Consider the following 16,282-nt stretch of genomic DNA (forward strand, 5'->3'; position numbering starts at 1 on the left):
GCGAACAGCGCGCTCAGCAACAGCAGCCGCCCTCGTCACGCCATCGCGGCGCCGCCAACAGCGCGCCCCAGCCGAAGCGGCGCCTTCGTCACGCCGTCACGTTGTCGCACCGTCACGCCGTCACGCCGTCACGCCGTCACGCCGTCACGCCGTCACGCCGTCACGCCGTCACGCCGTCATGTCGCTGCGGCGCCGCGAACAGCGCGCTCAGCTGAAGCGGGCGCCCTCGTCGCGTTTGAAGGCCCACGCGGCGAGGGCGGCCATCACAGCAGTCCACACCGCGAGGGAGACCATCGACGTCGTGGACGGGGCGAAGTCGCCGACGGCGGCCCAGAGCAGCTCGACCGCGCCGCGGGTCGGCAGGTACGGGGCGATCGTCTCGACGAACCCGGGCGCGTCACCCGGGGCCGAGAGCAGGCCGCCGCCGAACGCGAGCGGGAAGAAGATGATCTGGGCGACGGCGAGGGCGGCCTTCATCGGCAGCGCGTACCCGATGGCCAGGCCCATGAAGGTGAACGGCAGCGCCGCCAGCACCACGGCGCCGAGGCCGAGCAGCAGCCCGACCCAGCTCGTGGTGGCCGCGGTGAACAGCCAGCCGATGATGACGACCGGCACCAGCGATATGGCCATGAACGTCAGGCCGGAGAGGATCCGGCCGGCGAAGGCGGCGGCGGGGCCCGCGGGCAGCGTACGGGTGAACGGATCCCACGGCTGCGCGCGGTCCTCGCTGACGCCGACGCCGTAGTTGAACAGCGAGCTGGTCATCACCGCGAACATCACCATCGAGGCGGTGGCGAAGGTGGCGCCGACCGGGTCGCTGCCGGCGAAAGGTACGACGAAGAAGAGCATCGACGCGGCCGGGAAGAACGCCCCGCCGACCACGGCGATCGGGATGCGGATGGTCTCCAGGATGCGGAAGCGGGCGTGGGTCAGGGCGAGCGAGGTCATGGCGCCTACCGTCCGGTGCTGGTGAGAGTCAGGAAGGCCTCTTCGAGCGTGGTCGGCTGGACCTGGAGGCCGTGGAAGGGGACGCCGGCGTGGACCAGGTCGCGCACGAGCTGGTCGGCGTCGGCGGTCAGCAGCGAGGTACGGCCGTCGGCCTGTTCGACGCCGACGACGCCGGGCAGCTCGGGCAGGTCGCCGCTGGCGAGGCTGACCCGGTGGATGCCGACCATGGACCGGATCGCGGCCACGGTGTCGTCGGCCAGGATCCGCCCGTTGCCGACGACGACCACCCGGTCGGCGAGGGCCTCGATCTCCTCGAGGTAGTGACTGGTCAGTACAACCGTGCCGCCCTTGCTTGAAAAATCGCGGATCGCGTCCCACAGCGCGCGGCGGGCCTCGACGTCGAGCCCCGTGGTGGGTTCGTCGAGGAACACCAGGCGCGGACGGCCGACAAAGGCCAGGGCCACCGCGAGCCGGCGCTTCTGCCCGCCCGAGAGTCCACCCGTCTGGCGCCGGGCCATGCCGGCGAGGCCGAACTGGTCGAGGAGTGCTGCCGGCGGTACCGAATCCGGAAAATGCCGCGCCACGAACTCGACGCACTCGTGGACCCGCAGGGTGGACGGCAGCCCAGTCTCCTGCGGCGTCATGCCAATGCTGCGACGGTACTGCGGGTTGCGCGGATCCCCGCCGAACAGCTCGACGGACCCACTCGTGGGGCGGCGCAGCCCGACGAGCAGATTGATGAGCGTGGACTTCCCGGCGCCGTTCGGGCCGAGCAGGCCGAGCACGCCGCCCTCCGGGATGTCGAGCGAGACGCGGTCCAGGGCGAGGGTGTCGCCGTAGCGACGGCTGACGTCGATGGCGCGGGCGAGCATCAGGACTCCTTGAGGGGTGGGTCGATCAGTGCCCGTAAGGCGGCGGTGTAGTCGTCGAACGCGACCCGGCCGCGCCGCGTGAGGCCGGCGGAGGTCGTCGGGGTGCGGCCCCGGAACGACTTCACGACCTCGACGTAGCCCGCTTGTTCGAGCTTCGTCAGGTGTACCGACAGATTGCCGGCGGTCATGTCGAGGACCTGTTGCAGCCTCGGGAACGTCATCCGATCGCCGTCGCCGAGGCTCGACAGCGCGGCCATGATGCGCAGGCGCGCCTGGACGTGGATCACGGGATCGAGCTCGCTCACGCCTTCTGCATCCGTTCCCTGAACTGCAGGATGAGGCCGAGCAGGATCAGCCCTCCGCCGCCGCCCAGCGAGGTGATGAGCGAGTGCCAGCCGGCTCCGGCGGCCACCCCGGCGATGTTGATGACGGTGAGCCACGCGCCGAAGACGAACATGTCGCGGGAGAGCCAGATCGCGGCGCCGCACATGTACATCGCGCCGACCAGCGCCACCGACGATGTCGCCCAGAGCAGCCCGCGTTCCGGTTCGGGCAGCAGCTTGGCGAAGTGGCTGACCGTGCTGCCGAGCCCCGCGAACGCGAAGAACCACGCGAGCCCGTACGCCGTGCCCTGCCAGCTCGACCGCCCTTCGAGCGCCCGCCCGCGCACGGCACTGACGTACATGGTGGCGACCATCGCGAGGGCCATGAGCACGAAAAGGCTGGTGAGCGGGAGCCACTGGGGCAGGTTGACGTAGACGCGCCCGTCCGGCCCGTAGCGCAGGAAGAGCAGCCCGAACCCGATGAGCCAGGCCAGGCCCCACGGCACGTAGTAGAGCAGCGGGTTGAGCGCCACGACACGGGCCGCGTTGGCCCGCTCCTGACGGATGAGCTCAAGCGACTCAGCAGCCGACGCCGGCGGCGCATCATCATCGACGGGGGTCATGCAAAGAACTTTACGCCATAAACTCGTTTACGCAACCCATCGATACCCGCTGTCGCGCTTGCGACGCTCTTGACCACCCCTGACCTGCACTTGCGCCAACACATGTCACCACTTGCGTCAGCCCACTTCCGCCGGCCCGCCGGCCGGGCTTGGATCATGGCTTGACCTGCTACGAGCTGACCGGCCACACACGCGACAACGACGGCGACGGCGACGGCCATCGCAACTGACGGGTGCGGGCGCGGGCGCTGGTGCAGGTGCTGGTCGGGCTGGACGGCATGCGGTCGCAGCGACGACATCCCGTGGCGACGGCGAACTTGCGTCAACTCATGTCAGCGGCTCTGTCACCTGGACAACTTCACGCGCCGCTGAGGCCGGCCATCAAAGTGGCCGCCCAGGCATCCCGAATCGGCGCCCGCAAACACTCCCCCGGGCGCGCCATCACCCCAAACCCACGGCGGACCGCAAGCTTTTCCTGGCGCCTCCGGCGCCACGGCGCGCAACCAACAACGAACCCGGAAACCTGCTCTTCTCGCCGAAGGCGCCCACGAACCGGGACCACCGAACGACGACCACGACGGACCCGGAACCGAACCACGGCCTGGACCACCGAACGGTGACCAAACTACGGTCTGGACCACGCTAACGCCGTTGCATAGGGCAGGCCGAAGGCGCCCCAAACCCACGACCAGTTGTGGCCCGGTGCCCCCCAGTCCAAGCGGCCGAACCCCACCCACCAGCCAAACCACAGAGAGCCGGCGTGAACCGCGCGCGCGGGCGTAAGAGCCGAACGAGCCAGCAAGCCCGGACTGCCAAGGCCCGATGCGACACGAATAAACGGCGACTGCGGGACGTGCGGCGGCGGGGCGTTCCGGTCTTCCCACGCTATCAACCCCCACCAAGTTGATCAGGGATCCAGCCACCACCCCCTCACACACAGCGAAGCCGGCCACCAAACAGGTGGCCGGCCTCAAAAACTGTGCTATCAGAGCGACGAAGGCGCCGGCTCCAGCGGATCGACCCGATGCCGCCCATCAGGCTCCCCGCCGGCCGGCTCCGAAGCCGTCAACGGTGAAGCGTGCTTGCCCGAGCGGCGCTCGCGGCGCTTCTCCTTGGTGGACTCGACCATCGTGTAGAGGGTCGGGACCAGCACCAGCGTGAGCAGCGTCGAGGTCACCAGGCCGCCGATGACCACGATGGCCAACGGCTGCGAGATGAAGCCGCCCTCGCCGGTGAGGCCGATGGCCATGGGCAGCAGGGCGCAGATCGTCGCCACCGCGGTCATGAGGATCGGGCGGAGGCGGCGCCGGCCGCCCTCGACCACCGCTTCGCGGACGTGCATTCCGGATTCCTGGTACTGGTTGATCAGGTCCATGAGCACGATCGCGTTCGTGACCACGATGCCGATGAGCATCAGCACGCCGATCATGGCGGGCAGGCCCAGCGGGGTGCCGGTGGCCAGCAGCAGGATGATCGCGCCGGTCGCCGCGAACGGGATGGAGACCAGCAGGATCAGCGGCTGGGCCACGCTCTTGAACGTCGCCACCATGATGATGAAGACGATCGCGATCGCGGCGAGCATGGCCAGGCCCAGCTGGCCGAACGCCTCGGCCTGGTCCTGGCTCGCGCCGCCCAGGGTGACCGTCGCGCCGGCCGGCAGGCTGAGCTTGTCGAGCTCCGTCTGCAGGCTGGCCGAGACCTTGCCGAGGTTGTCGCTGTCGGCGCGGCCGGTGACCGAGGCGCTGCGGTTGCCGTCGATCCGGGTGATCGCCACCGGGCCCGCGTCCTCGGTGACGTCGGCGATCTGGTCGAGGCGGATCACCGGCGGGTTGCCCCCGACCGGGATCTGCAGGGCCTTGAGGTCGTTCAGCGTGGCCGGGGCCGGGCCGGAGCGCAGCACCAGGTCGCGCTGGGAGCCGTCGATGGTCATCTGGGTGAGCGTCTGGCCGCGGTACGCCGCGGAGACGATGCCGCCCACCGCCGCGTCGTTGAGGCCGTAGCGGGCCGCCTGGTCGCGCTTGACCTTGACGTCGATGCGCGGGTTGCTGGCCGCGAGGTTGCTCTCGACGTCGTTGATGCCCGCGACGCCCTTCATGGTCTTCTCGACCTCTCCGGCGGCCTTGGCGAGGTCGTCGGGGTTGTTGGCCTTGATGATGACCTCGAGCTGGTCGCCCGAGCCACCGCCGCCACCGGAGGTGATCTTCACCGTGCCGAGGCTTTCGCCGGCCGCGGCGACCTGCGTGCGCAGTTCGTCGATGACCTTCTCGACGTCGGTGCCGTCCTTCGCGGTGACCGAGAAGTTGGACGTGTTGCCCGACTGGGCGCCCGCGAAGCCGAAGCCCGCGGAGGCGCCGATCGTGGCCTGGTACGCCTCGATGTCGGAGCGCTTGCCGAGCAGGTCCTCGATCTTCTTGGCGGCCGCGTCGGTGGTGGTCAGGCTGGAGCCGACCGGCAGCTCCTGCGAGATGGAGAACTCGGTCTGGCCCGACTGGTCGATGAAGTTCGTCTTGAGCAGGCTCGCCAGGCCCATCGTGACGATGAAGACCACGATGCTGACGGCCACGGTGATCCAGCGGGTCGCCCGGCTGCGGGTGACCCAGGAGACGATCGGCACGTACGCGCGCTGCAGCGGGCTGCGCCGCTCCTTCTCCAGGGCCTTGGCCTCGATCGCCTCGCGCTCCTCGGCGGTGGCCGACTTGCGGCGGCCGAGGAACCAGTACGCGAGCACCGGCACCACGGTCAGCGCGACGAACAGCGAGGCGAGCAGGGCCACCGCGATGGTGACCGCGAACGGCCGGAACAGTTCGCCGGCGAGGCCGCCGACCAGGCCGATCGGGAGGAACACGGCCACGGTGGTCAGCGTCGAGGCGACGACCGCGCCGGTCACCTCCTTGACGCCGGTCAGGATGGCGTGGATCTTCTCTTCGCCGTACTCGAGATGTCGTTTGATGTTCTCGAGCACCACGATCGAGTCGTCGACCACACGTCCGACGGCGATCGTGAGCGCGCCGAGGGTCAGCAGGTTGAGCGAGTAGTCGCCGACCCACAGCCCGATGAGCGCGACGACCACCGACAGCGGGATCGACACCGCGGTGACCAGGGTCGAGCGCAGCGACACGAGGAACACCAGGATCACGATCACGGCGAAGAGCAGGCCGAGCGCGCCCTCGGTGGACAGGCTCTTGATCGACGACTCGACGAACGGCGCCTGGTCGAAGACCGAGGTCAGCCGCGCGTCGCCGCCGAGGCTCTTCTCCAGGTCGGCGAGCTTGTCGCGGACCGCGTGGGAGATCTTCACGGCGTTGCCGTCGGGCGAGGCCGTGACGGAGATGCCGAGGCTGGGCTTGCCGTTGGTCCGCGTGATCGAGGTGGCCTCGACGGTCTTCAGTTCGACCGTGGCCACGTCGCCGAGCTTCGCGGTCGGCGTCACGTTGAGGTTCTTGAGCTCGTCCAGCGTGGTCAGGGTGCCGCCGACCTGGACCGCGAGGGCCTTGTCGCCCTCGGTCAGGGTGCCGGCGGGGAACGAGACGCCGTTGGACTTGAGCGCGGTCGTCAGTGACTGCGCGTTGACGCCGGCCGGGATCGCCTTGGCCGGGTTGAGCGTGATGAGCACGTTCTGGGTCTCGGCGCCGGTCACCTCGACCTGGCGCACCCCCTCGATGCCCTGCAGCTCCGGTACGACGACCTGGTTGAGCTGCTGCGCGAACGCGATCTGGTCACCGGTCTTGGACGCGGCCAGGACCACGGCGGGCAGGTCGTCGGTCGAGCCGGCGATCACCTGCGGGTCGACACCCGTCGGCAGCTGCGTCCGGATGCGCGTGATGGCCGTGTTCATCTTGTTGGTGATGTCGTCGACCGAGGAGCCGAAGTCGAACGACACCTGCACCGTGGCCACGCCTTCGCGGCTGGTGCTGGTGATGTCCGTCAGCCCGGGCACGCCCTGCAGCGCGCTCTCGATCGGCTCGGTCACCTGCTCCTCGACGATGTCCGGCGACACGCCCGGGTAGGACGCGACCACGAAGGCGGCCGGGAACTCGATCGAGGGGATGAGCTGTTGTTTCAGTGATGGGATGGCAATGGCGCCGAAGCCCAGGACGACGATCGCGATGATCGCGACCAGCCCCCGGTTCGCCAAACTGAGCCGGGCGAGGAACGACATGTCTGGAGTCTTCTTCCGATCGGCTACGACAAGCGTTAGTTCGTGTGATGCTAACGGTTCGCCTCGCGCAAAGTTTATCCAGGGGGTAAAACATTCCTGTGAACACTCACAGGGAGGCGCTCCTCGTGCGGGTCGCCGCCGCCGATGAGCGGATGCGCGCCCTGCTCGCGTACGACCGCACCAATCCGCTGCTGTCAGTCAACCTCACGATGCAGCAGCTCAAGGTACTTATGTTGGTATCACGGCACGACGGGATCGCCTCCGCCGAGCTCACCCGCCGCCTCGGTGTGAGCCTGGCCACGCTGTCCGGCATCGTGGACCGCCTGGTGGCCCAGGGCTACGTCACCCGCTCGGAGGACGCCCACGACCGCCGCATCCGCCGCATCCATCTCTCCCCCGCCGGGCGCGAGATCCTGTTCGAGATCACCGACGGCGGGACGAAGGCCCAGCAGCGCCTGCTCGCCCGCCTCGACGACGAGACCCTGGGCATGCTGGCGTCCGTTCTGGAGCGCGTCATCGAGGTAGCGGTGGCGGACGCGCTCGAACAGGACAACGACGGCCCGGTGCCGCCGGAGGACCCGGTGCCGCCGGACGACCGGTTCATCCCCGCCGCCGGATAGGTCCGCCCGCCATCGGGTAGCCGCCGACCCTATGCGGAGCCTGATGGTCCTGATCCTCGTCGCCAGCGCCGTCCTCCTGGCACCAACCGAAGTGCGGGCGGCCGAGACGACCCAGGGCATCCAGGTCCGCAACGGGCGGCTGGTCGAGGCCAACGGCAGCGACCTGGTGCTGCGCGGGGTCAACCACGACTTCATCTGGTACCCCGACAAGAACGGCTCGTTCGCCGCGATCAAGGCGACCGGGGCCAACGCCGTGCGGGTGCCGCTGGGCATGGGGTACCAGTTCCGGCGTACCAAACCGGAGGAGGTCCGCACGATCGTCGGGCTGTGCCGGCAGCAGCGGCTCGTGTGCATCCTCGACGCGCACGACACGAGCGGGTTCGGGCAGGACAAGAAGGCCGTACCGATGGCGGACGCGGTTGCGTTCTGGCTCTCGCTCAAGTCGGAGCTGGCCGGCCAGGAGGACCACATCATCGTCAACGTGGCCAACGAGCCGTTCGGCGTCGGCGCCGACTGGCCGTGGGCCCAGCAGTCCGCCGACGCGGTCAGGACGCTGCGCGCGGCCGGGTTCAAGCACACGCTGCTCGTCGACGCGCCCGGCTGGGGCCAGGACGAGGCCTACATCATGCGCGACAACGCCGAGCAGGTGCGCGCGGCCGACCCGACCGGCAACACCGCGTTCGACATCCACATGTACGGCGAGTTCAACAACGCCGCCAAGGTGAACTCCTACCTCGGCTCGTTCACGCGGCGCAAGCTGCCCGTCATCATCGGCGAGTTCTCCGGCGAGCACGAGTGGGGCGACCCCGACGAGGACGCCATCATGGCCTACGCCGAGGGGCATTCGGTCGGCTACTTCGGCTGGTCGTGGAGCGGCAACGACACGCCCTACAGCTACCTGGACCTGGTCCACGACTTCAATCCGGCCAGCCGCACCGCGTGGGGCGAGCGGTTCCTCACCGGACCCAACGGCATTTCGACGGACACGAGAGAAGCAACAACCTTCCGCAATGGTACTGCCGGTGCCTCCCTCAAGGTCACCAACGTCACAAAGGACAGCGTGACCCTCACGTGGCCCCGGCGCTCCAGCGGTACCACCTATCTCGTCCTGGCGGTGAACGGGGCGAGCCAGTCCCGGATCGCGGCGACCAAGCGCACCGAGGTCACGGTGCGCGGGCTCAAGGGGTCCACGGAGTACACCTTCGCGGTCCAGGCCCGCGGGCTACTCGGCACCCGCTCGCCCCGCTCCTCCCTCGTCTACGCGGTGACCCCGCCGGCGTGAAGGCCCGGCCGACGCGCTGACACCGCCCGCCTGAAGGCCCGGCCTACGCGGTGACCCCGCCGGCGTGAAGGCCCGGCCTACGCGGTGACCCCGCCGGCGTGAGGCCCTTGCCTACGCGCTGACGCCGCCCGCCTGCAGCGCCTTCTCGACGGCGTCGCGCACGCGGGCGTCCTGGCGGGCCTTGGTGCGCCTCAGGAGGTACCGAATCAGGAAAACGAGACCGATGAGCACGACGAGACCGGCGAGCCACAGCCACGGCACCGCGACCGTGCGCGCCTCGGCGGTGACGACGGGCAGCGAGGTGGTGGAGCCGGACGCGTCGGTCAGGCGCGGGGTCAGCGACGCGCGCGCGGAGATCCACCCGGCCCGCGGCACGCCGTGCACGGGCACGGTCACCTGCCAGGTCTCGCCGGGCAGCAGCTGCGGCGGCGCCTTCACGGTGCCGGCCCCGGTGCGCATCAGCCCGAACGGCCCGGCCACCGACACGTCCTGGTCGGCCGAGAGGATCGCGTTGCCGGTGTTGTGGATGGTGTACGTCACGGTGGCGTCGCCCCCGTCGAAGTCGACGGTCAGCCGCTCGACCGCGAGCGCCGGGTGCAGCGCGCCGCCGACCCGCAGCTTGACGGCGATGCCGAGGCGGCGCTCGACGGTGATGCCCTGGGCCTGGTCGGGCTGGGCGAGCGCGGTGACGATGCCGCCCGCGTAGTCGCCGGGCGTGGCGTTGCCGGGCACGTCGAGGGTGAACGGCACCTCGGCGGTCTGGCCCGGCGCGACGGTGGCGGTGGCGGTGCCGGCGTGCAGCCAGGCGCCGATGCCGATCGACGGCTTGTCCTTGGTGAGCAGGTCCAGTTGGCCGGTGCCGGTGGTGAAGCCGTCGCCTGCGTACACCGCGAGGGTCAGCGGGTCCTTGCCGCGGTTGGCCACCACCATGGCGTCCTTGACCTGGCCGCCGGGGTTCACCGCGTAGCTGTAGCTGGAGCGGTCGGCGCCATACGTGTTCGAGGCCGTCCGCACCGTCCAGGCGACGTTGCCGTCCTCCGCGTGGGCGGGAGTGGCGAGCCCGATGGCGGCGAGCAGGCCCAGTACAACAGCGGTGGTTCGCAGACGCATGGCTTGTCCTCGCTCGTGTGGAGGCGGGACGGGCCCGGGAGCCCGCCCCGCCGATCAACTCAGCTGCTCAGCGCGGTGATGGTGAGCGTGGCGCGGTACTCACCCTTCGCGACGTCGCCCGGGATCTTCAGGTCGAGCCCGGCACCCAGCTGGGCGTTGCCCTTCGGGTGGCCCTGCTCGGCGTACCCGAGCTGGCGCGACACGGACAGGCCCGTGCCGTGGTCGTCGTAGCCGGACGCGACGGGGGCACCGGCCTTGGCGCCCGCGCCGGGGGCCAGGATCTTCGGCGTCCAGCCCAGGTAGGAGCCGGAGAACGTCTTGCCGGCGTCACGGAAGTCGCTGACGCTGGCCGAGACGGACCACGGCGCCTGGGTGCGGCGCGTGTCGGAGACGACGATCGGGTTGAGGTTGCCACCGGCGGCGAAGTACTCGCCGTTGTGCTCCTCCGCGGTGCCCAGGTTGACCAGGCCGTTGTGCCCGTCGATGGTCCACCCGAACTCGCCGGGGGCCGCGTTGGGCACGTTCACCTGCAGCTGCTGGGCGTCGCCGTGGTACGGGTGGATCGCCACCTTGTCGACGACCGAACCCACCGGCTGGTCGGCCGGCGTGTTGTTGCACCACGAGACGTTGCCGCGCTCGACCGCCGCGTTCGGGGCGGCGCAGGTGCCGCTGCGGAGGTTCTGCACGACGAGCTGGTCGCTGCGGACCTCGACCTTCACGTAGGAGCGCACATGCTCCTGGTTCTGGACCGAGTTGTACCAGTAGTCGTTCGGGTTCAGCGGGTCGGCGCCGTTGCCCGCGCCGCTGGTGCCGCTGTTGTCGGGGGCGGTGATGTCGTAGTACTTCGACCCCGACGACGAGTTGCCGGTGACGTAGATGACGCCGCCCGGGCCCGGGTACACGTCGGCGGCGCCGGGCTGCTCGTCCGGGTTCGCCTTCGCGCCGTTCTTGATCTCGTAGCTGCGGGAGTACGAGTGGTCGTGCCCCTGCAGCACCAGGTCGACGCCCAGGTTGGAGAAGACGGTCGGGAAGTCGACCCGGCGCGTCTTGTTGTCCCCGTCCTTGGCGTGGTCGGCCGGCGAGTAGATCGCGTGGTGGTAGACGAGCACCTTCCACTTCGCGTCGGCGCCGTGCTGGTTGATGACGTCGGTGACGTACGCGATGTGCGCCGCGTCGCCGCCGCCACCCGAACCGGTGGTGTAGGAGTTGCTGTTCAGGTCGATGAACAGCACATCCTTGTAGATGTACCAGTAGTCGCCGCCGGACGTGTTCGACGCCGGGTTGCCGTTGGCGTACAGCGGGCCCGAGCGGTCGGTGTTCGGCGTGAACAGGTGCTGCTCGTACGCCTTGCCGCCGACGTCGTGGTTGCCGATGGTCGCCGCCCACGGGTACTGACGCAGCTTGTCCGAGGACAGGAACGCGTCCCACTGCGACTCGGTGTTGGCCGTCTCGACCTGGTCGCCGCCGGAGACCAGCAGCTCAGCGTTCGGGTTGGCCGCCAGCGAGACGTCGAGGGTGTCACGCCAGCCCGCCGCGTCCTTGGCGACGTCGCCGGACGAGCCGATCTGCGGGTCGCCGTAGAACAGGAAGTCGTAGTCGCCCTCGAAGTCCTGGGTCTTGAAGGCGAAGGTCGACGACCAGTTGCCGTCGCTGCCGACCCGGTAGGAGTACTGGGTGTTCTCCTGCAGGCCGGTGAGGACGGCGTGGCGGTTGAAGCCGCCACTGGTGGCGATGTTGGCCCCGCCGATGGCCGCGAACGTGGCGGCCGACGCCGGGAACGCCCCGTTGTCGAGCGCCGCCGTCGGGGCCACCTGGACCAGCTGGGCGGTGTCGGCCGAGGAGTACCAGGTCACGATGCGCTGGGACTCGTTGGCGCCGACACCGAGGATGATGCCCGTGAGGTTGGCCGGGTCCGCGGCCGCGGCGGGCGAACCGCCGGTGCCGAGGGCCATGGCCAGCCCCAGGAGCGCCGCGGTGGCCGCTCCGGCCACGCGCGAGGTGCGTTGGTTCATCGGATTTTCTTTCCTTTTCCGATGGGGGTAGGGGAAAAGCTTGATCACGCTTTCGCCGGTGCGTGAATCGCGCATGAACGTGGGCGGGACGCCCGCCTAGATGCGCTGGAAGAACCAGACAAGACCCATGACGGCGACACCTGCCGCAACGACACCCGTCACCCAGCGCCCGGTCGCCGGAGCCTTGCGCCGCAACACCATCAGCAGCGGGAACGTGGCCGCGATGATGCCGAGCTGCACGACCTCGATGCCGACGTTGAACACCAGCAGCGACCACAGCAACGTCCACGAGAACGGCTCGTCGATCCCGAGCGCCCCGGCGAACCCGAGCCCGTGCACCAGCCCGAACGCGAACACCACCAGCAGCCGCAGGTTGCTCGGCGGCGTGTCCCGGCGCAGGTTCCACAGGTGCAGCGCCGCCACGACGGCGATGGACAGCGCGATGACCGGCTCCACCAGCCCGGCCGGCGCCGACACCACCCCGAGCGCGGCGAGAATGAACGTCACCGAATGCGCCAGGGTGAAGCTCGTCGCGGCCAGCACCACGTCGCGCAACCGCCGCGACCCCGCGATCAGGGCCAGCAGGAACAGGATGTGGTCGATCCCGGTCAGCAGGTGCTCGGCGCCCAGGCGGAAGAACTCCCAGAATCGCTGGTACCACGTCTGCCCCGGCGCGAACGCCGGATGCTGCGAGTCCAGGGCGGCGCTGCCCCGGTGCCCGCCGAGGTCGTACGTCGCGATCGTCTTGACGCCCTTGACGTAGCCCTCCTCGTCGGAGAACAGGGTGGCGCGGATCGCACTCGGTGCGCTGGGACAGGCCCAGTGCAGCTGGAGCGTGGCGTAGGGGACGCCTTCCCGCTCGCCCATGGTGAAGACGTCGGCCGGTGCCGCGGTGCAGCCGCTCACCGTGAAACGCTCGGTGACGTACCGGTTGACCGCCGCAGCGTGGTCGTGCAGCGCGGCCGCCATCGCCGTGTCGTCACCGTCGTCGAACGCCGCCGTCCCGGCCCGGAACAGCGCGTCGTCCCCCTCCGCATCGGCCGCCGACACCACCAGCAGGTCGTACTCGAGCTCCAGCTTCGTGTCGACCCGGGTCGGTTCGCCGGTGACCGTGAGGTACACCGTCGAGGAGAACCCGTGCGCCAGCGCCGCCGGGGCAAAGAGGACGGTGAGCAGCGCGGCGGCAAGACCCACAACCGCAAGGCGAAACATGCGGCGCACGTTGCAGGCCGCAGGTGAACGCGAGTCCCCACATCGGCGAACCGATCAAGAACACCTTCTCCGACCAGTTGAATGGGTTGCCCGCGGTCTGCTGATATTCGGTCTCGTGATGCGCCGGGTGCCCGTACCGCTGCTGCTGTTGGCTTTTGTCCTGACGGCCTGCGGCTCACCGTCCTCGGGCTGGGCCGAACCGCGCCAGATGCCCGCCCCGGTCGGCTCGCTGCGCCCCGGCTTCGTCGACCCGTCCGCCCCGCCGACCCCGGAAGGCACGATCACCCCGGCCCCCGGCTCGTGGGACGACGTCCATCCCCCGCGCGCCTATCGCGTGGTGTTGTTGCGCAAGGGCACGGACGCCCCGACCACGGCGCTGGTGACGGCGGTCCAGGCCTGGGCATCCTCGTTCGACGTGGACCTGCGCACGGTCGTCGTCGGCGCCGACCCCATCCCGGACATCACCCGAGCCCTCGACATGCACGCCGACCTCATCGTGAGCGCCGGCAACGACCTGATCGACCCGCTGACCGTCGTCACCGCGAGCCACCTGGCCCAGCAGTTCCTGGTCGTCGGAGCCGAACTCGCCGAACCGACCCACAACGTCACCGCCGTCGACTGGTCCGGCGCCTCGTTCCGCGGCGAGGGGTTGGGCGCCTCATCGACGTACGACGAAACCTCCTTCACCTCAACCCGCTGCGACGCCGCCATCCGCGCAGGAGCCGCCGCCGTGCTGACCGGCCTGACCGGCATCGTGGTCTGGCTGCGCTAACGGCAGCAGCGTCCGACTCCGCCCAGGCCGGGGCCGCTCGGCCGCAGCCGCCGCAAGCTGCCGCGCGTGCGCCCGCTGCTTCTCCCAGTGCCCGTAGAGCGCCCCTTGCTGCGCCAGCCGCGACACAGCCCGGATCGTCTCAGGGTCGACATCGCCGGGTGCCGCATCCCGCCACGGCGTGCCGGGCAACGGCATGAACACATGCGAGTGGATCCGCGCCCCGAGCCCAGCCAACTCCTTCGCGAGCTCGAGCGAAGCCTGCGCATCGACGGGATCCTCCCCCGGCATGCCAAAAATCATGTCCACGTTGATCCGGAACCCTTCGGCAATCCCGATCCGCACCGCCCGCCGCACCGACTCGACGTCATGCCCGCGTTTCGCCGCCTCGAGCACCCGCTCACTCCCCGACTGCGCACCGACGATGAGATTGTCGTTGGCGCAGTACCGCTTCACGAGCTTGAGCGCCTCGACACTCATGTGCTCGGGCCGGATCTCGCTGGGGAACGACCCGAAGAACACCCGCCCGCCCGGCCCGATCCCTTCCTTGCACGCCGCGAGCAGCTCCTCCACGGCGGCGAGATTGGGCTCCTCATCATCGGCCCCGTAGGACAGCGAGGTGGGCGTGATGAACCGGACGTCCCGCTTCCCGAGCTCCCGCATCCGATCGACGTGCCACCGAACGTTCTCCACACTGCGATGCCGAAACTTCGCCGAGAACATGAACGGCGTCTGACAAAACCGACACCAGTTCTGTCGTAGACTACTGCCTATGGCAACAGCCATCTATCTCCGCATCTCAGAGGACCGCCTGGGCGAGGGCCTGGGCGTCGAACGCCAGCGTCAGGACGCCCGCGCCCTCGCTGCACGGCACGGCTGGACCGTCCGAGAGTTCGTCGACAACGACATCTCCGCCACGAGCGGCAAGTTCCGGCCCGGATACGCGGCACTTCTCGCCGCCGTGAAGGCCGGTGAGATTGAGCGCATCGTCGTCTTCCACACGTCCCGGCTGTGGCGCAACCGGCGCGAGCGCGCGGACGGCATCGAACTGTTGCGGGAGGCGCGGGTGAGCGTCGTGCCCGTGAAGGGGCCGGAGCTGGATATGACGACCGCGTACGGCCGGGGCATGGCAGGGATGATCGGCGAGTTCGACACCATGGAGGTCGAAATCAAGTCCGAGCGCCAGCGCCGTGAAGCCCAACAGCGGGCCGAACACGGCAAGCCGGCGAGCGGGCGGCGGCCGTTCGGGTACAGCGCCGACGGCATGACCCTCGTCGAGGACGAGGCGGAGGCGTTGCGTGGTGCGTACCAGCGACTGTTGGCGGGTCGGACGCTGACCGGTATCGCCAACGACCTCAACGCGGCCGGTTTCACCACGACGGTGGGTGGGCTCTGGCGGCACAGCTCGGTCCGGCTCATGCTCGGCAACCTGCGCAACGCCGGTATCCGCACCCTTCGCGGCAAGGAAGTCAGCAAAGGGCTCTGGCCCGCGCTCGTCCCGGAAGAGACCGTCCGCGCCGCGATCGCCATCCTGTCCGAGCCGACGCGGCGGACCAACAACGTGGGCAACGCACGGCGTTGGCTCGGCACGCGGCTGTACCGCTGCGGCCGGACGGACTGCGACAGGCTGGTCATCTCGACCTACCGCGAGAGGTACGCGGACGGCCGGGTCCGCCGCGTCTACCGCTGCCCGTCGTGCCACCTGTCCCGGCTCGCCGATCCGGTCGACCAGTGGGTACGGCGGCTCGTCACACTGCGGCTCGGACGCCCCGATCTCATGGACCTGCTCGACCTCGGCGACGACGGCGTCGACCTCGAAGCGCTGCGCGCGACCGCCATGACGTTGCGGCAACGCCGCGAGTCCGCGGTCAAGATGTGGGCCCGAGGTGTGCTCGACGACCTCGAACTCGAAACGGCGAAGCGCGAGATCGCCGGAGAACTGGCCGAAGTCGAGGCGAAGCTGGCGGATGCCGGCCGCGAGAACGCGCTGGCGCCCCTCCTCGCGGCCGAGGATCCCGTCGCCGAGTGGAAGAAGCTCAACGGTCAGCTCGACCGTGAGCAGGCGGTCATCCGGGCACTCACCTCGGTCCGCCTGCTCCCTCCTCCGTTGGGACGCCGCAAGTTCGATCCGGACACAGTGGACCTCAACTGGAAGCCGGATCGCCTTCGATAGCCCGCTTCTGCCGCAACGGCCGCAGCAACGCGGCCAGCCGGGCGCGCTGCTCCTCGGTCAGTGGCGGCGCGCGGTCGACGATCTGCCGGGCGCGCTCGGCAAGCTCGTCCTCGTCATCCTCTACGTGCGCACGTGACGACGTGCTCCTCTCTGCGGCCATGTCCCTCCAGGAGGCATCG

Annotated in this window: 14 protein-coding genes; 4 read left to right on the forward strand and 10 right to left on the reverse strand. The window is 69.7% G+C overall.

Translation table 11 applies throughout. The features are described 5' to 3' along the window. Positions 1–207: 207 nt before the first annotated feature. From ACQP00_RS44945 to ACQP00_RS44965, 5 genes are all read right to left on the reverse strand, one after another. The gene (locus tag ACQP00_RS44945; RefSeq protein WP_433209325.1) at positions 208–948 is read right to left on the reverse strand and encodes an ABC transporter permease; all 741 of its coding nucleotides are present in this window, start codon (positions 946–948) and stop codon (positions 208–210) included. 5 nt (positions 949–953) lie between these two features. Then, on the reverse strand, positions 954–1,820 hold the full coding sequence (locus ACQP00_RS44950) for an ABC transporter ATP-binding protein (RefSeq protein WP_433209328.1): 867 nt from the start codon (positions 1,818–1,820) through the stop codon (positions 954–956). After that, positions 1,820–2,125: a winged helix-turn-helix domain-containing protein gene (locus tag ACQP00_RS44955; protein WP_433050015.1), complete on the reverse strand. Its 306-nt coding sequence runs from the start codon at positions 2,123–2,125 to the stop codon at positions 1,820–1,822. The genes ACQP00_RS44950 and ACQP00_RS44955 overlap by 1 nt, the downstream gene beginning before the upstream one ends. Next, positions 2,122–2,766 carry a transporter gene (locus ACQP00_RS44960; RefSeq protein WP_433209331.1) on the reverse strand — a complete coding sequence of 215 codons (645 nt, stop codon included), beginning with the start codon at positions 2,764–2,766 and terminating at the stop codon, positions 2,122–2,124. Before ACQP00_RS44960 ends, ACQP00_RS44955 begins: the two co-directional genes overlap by 4 nt. Positions 2,767–3,751: 985 nt before the next feature. Beyond that, entirely contained in the window at positions 3,752–6,925 is a 3,174-nt protein-coding gene (locus tag ACQP00_RS44965; protein ID WP_433209334.1) for an efflux RND transporter permease subunit, read from the reverse strand. 98 nt (positions 6,926–7,023) lie between these two features. On the opposite strand from ACQP00_RS44965, the gene ACQP00_RS44970 reads away from it, so the two are divergent. Together ACQP00_RS44970 and ACQP00_RS44975 are read left to right on the forward strand one after the other, a co-directional pair. Then, a complete protein-coding gene (locus tag ACQP00_RS44970) occupies positions 7,024–7,545 on the forward strand; it encodes a MarR family winged helix-turn-helix transcriptional regulator (protein ID WP_433209336.1) in 522 nt (173 codons plus the stop codon). Positions 7,546–7,588: 43 nt separating this feature from the next. Next, a complete protein-coding gene (locus ACQP00_RS44975) occupies positions 7,589–8,827 on the forward strand; it encodes a cellulase family glycosylhydrolase (RefSeq protein ID WP_433209339.1) in 1,239 nt (412 codons plus the stop codon). Positions 8,828–8,938: 111 nt separating this feature from the next. Here the strand turns inward: ACQP00_RS44975 and ACQP00_RS44980 are convergent, their stop codons facing one another. The 3 genes from ACQP00_RS44980 to ACQP00_RS44990 form a co-directional block, all read right to left on the reverse strand. Next, a complete protein-coding gene (locus ACQP00_RS44980; protein ID WP_433209342.1) occupies positions 8,939–9,937 on the reverse strand; it encodes a WxL protein peptidoglycan domain-containing protein in 999 nt (332 codons plus the stop codon). 59 nt (positions 9,938–9,996) lie between these two features. After that, positions 9,997–11,949, reverse strand: a complete 1,953-nt coding sequence (locus ACQP00_RS44985; RefSeq protein ID WP_433209345.1) for a fibronectin type III domain-containing protein — start codon at positions 11,947–11,949, stop codon at positions 9,997–9,999. Between the two features lie 96 nt (positions 11,950–12,045). Further along, positions 12,046–13,161, reverse strand: coding sequence for a HupE/UreJ family protein (locus tag ACQP00_RS44990; RefSeq protein ID WP_433209348.1), 1,116 nt, complete (start codon positions 13,159–13,161; stop codon positions 12,046–12,048). 118 nt (positions 13,162–13,279) lie between these two features. Here ACQP00_RS44990 and ACQP00_RS44995 point away from each other — a divergent pair, with 118 nt between their 5' ends. After that, complete coding sequence (locus tag ACQP00_RS44995) at positions 13,280–13,933, forward strand: hypothetical protein (RefSeq protein WP_433224226.1); 654 nt, start codon at positions 13,280–13,282, stop codon at positions 13,931–13,933. Here the strand turns inward: ACQP00_RS44995 and ACQP00_RS45000 are convergent. Continuing rightward, entirely contained in the window at positions 13,850–14,653 is an 804-nt protein-coding gene (locus ACQP00_RS45000) for a TIGR04013 family B12-binding domain/radical SAM domain-containing protein (RefSeq protein WP_433209351.1), read from the reverse strand. The genes ACQP00_RS44995 and ACQP00_RS45000 overlap by 84 nt on opposite strands. A gap of 49 nt (positions 14,654–14,702) precedes the next feature. Here ACQP00_RS45000 and ACQP00_RS45005 point away from each other — a divergent pair, with 49 nt between their 5' ends. Continuing rightward, positions 14,703–16,103, forward strand: a complete 1,401-nt coding sequence (locus ACQP00_RS45005; protein ID WP_433209354.1) for a recombinase family protein — start codon at positions 14,703–14,705, stop codon at positions 16,101–16,103. Here the strand turns inward: ACQP00_RS45005 and ACQP00_RS45010 are convergent. After that, a complete protein-coding gene (locus tag ACQP00_RS45010) occupies positions 16,075–16,263 on the reverse strand; it encodes a hypothetical protein (protein ID WP_433209357.1) in 189 nt (62 codons plus the stop codon). The genes ACQP00_RS45005 and ACQP00_RS45010 overlap by 29 nt on opposite strands. Between the last annotated feature and the right edge of the window lie 19 nt (positions 16,264–16,282).

The sequence above is a fragment of the Dactylosporangium sp. CS-047395 genome, from assembly GCF_050942185.1.
Lineage (GTDB): Bacteria > Actinomycetota > Actinomycetes > Mycobacteriales > Micromonosporaceae > Dactylosporangium.

Excerpts from the sequence above, each read along its gene's own strand:
- ACQP00_RS44995 (WP_433224226.1), top strand. The coding sequence starts at position 13,280 with ATGCGCCGGGTGCCCGTACCGCTGCTGCTGTTGGCTTTTGTCCTGACG.
- ACQP00_RS44950 (WP_433209328.1), bottom strand. The coding sequence starts at position 1,820 with ATGCTCGCCCGCGCCATCGACGTCAGCCGTCGCTACGGCGACACCCTC.
- ACQP00_RS45005 (WP_433209354.1), top strand. The coding sequence starts at position 14,703 with ATGGCAACAGCCATCTATCTCCGCATCTCAGAGGACCGCCTGGGCGAG.
- ACQP00_RS44990 (WP_433209348.1), bottom strand. The coding sequence starts at position 13,161 with ATGTTTCGCCTTGCGGTTGTGGGTCTTGCCGCCGCGCTGCTCACCGTC.
- ACQP00_RS45010 (WP_433209357.1), bottom strand. The coding sequence starts at position 16,263 with ATGGCCGCAGAGAGGAGCACGTCGTCACGTGCGCACGTAGAGGATGAC.
- ACQP00_RS44975 (WP_433209339.1), top strand. The coding sequence starts at position 7,589 with ATGGTCCTGATCCTCGTCGCCAGCGCCGTCCTCCTGGCACCAACCGAA.
- ACQP00_RS44985 (WP_433209345.1), bottom strand. The coding sequence starts at position 11,949 with ATGAACCAACGCACCTCGCGCGTGGCCGGAGCGGCCACCGCGGCGCTC.
- ACQP00_RS44980 (WP_433209342.1), bottom strand. The coding sequence starts at position 9,937 with ATGCGTCTGCGAACCACCGCTGTTGTACTGGGCCTGCTCGCCGCCATC.
- ACQP00_RS44945 (WP_433209325.1), bottom strand. The coding sequence starts at position 948 with ATGACCTCGCTCGCCCTGACCCACGCCCGCTTCCGCATCCTGGAGACC.
- ACQP00_RS44960 (WP_433209331.1), bottom strand. The coding sequence starts at position 2,766 with ATGACCCCCGTCGATGATGATGCGCCGCCGGCGTCGGCTGCTGAGTCG.
- ACQP00_RS44965 (WP_433209334.1), bottom strand. The coding sequence starts at position 6,925 with ATGTCGTTCCTCGCCCGGCTCAGTTTGGCGAACCGGGGGCTGGTCGCG.
- ACQP00_RS45000 (WP_433209351.1), bottom strand. The coding sequence starts at position 14,653 with ATGTTCTCGGCGAAGTTTCGGCATCGCAGTGTGGAGAACGTTCGGTGG.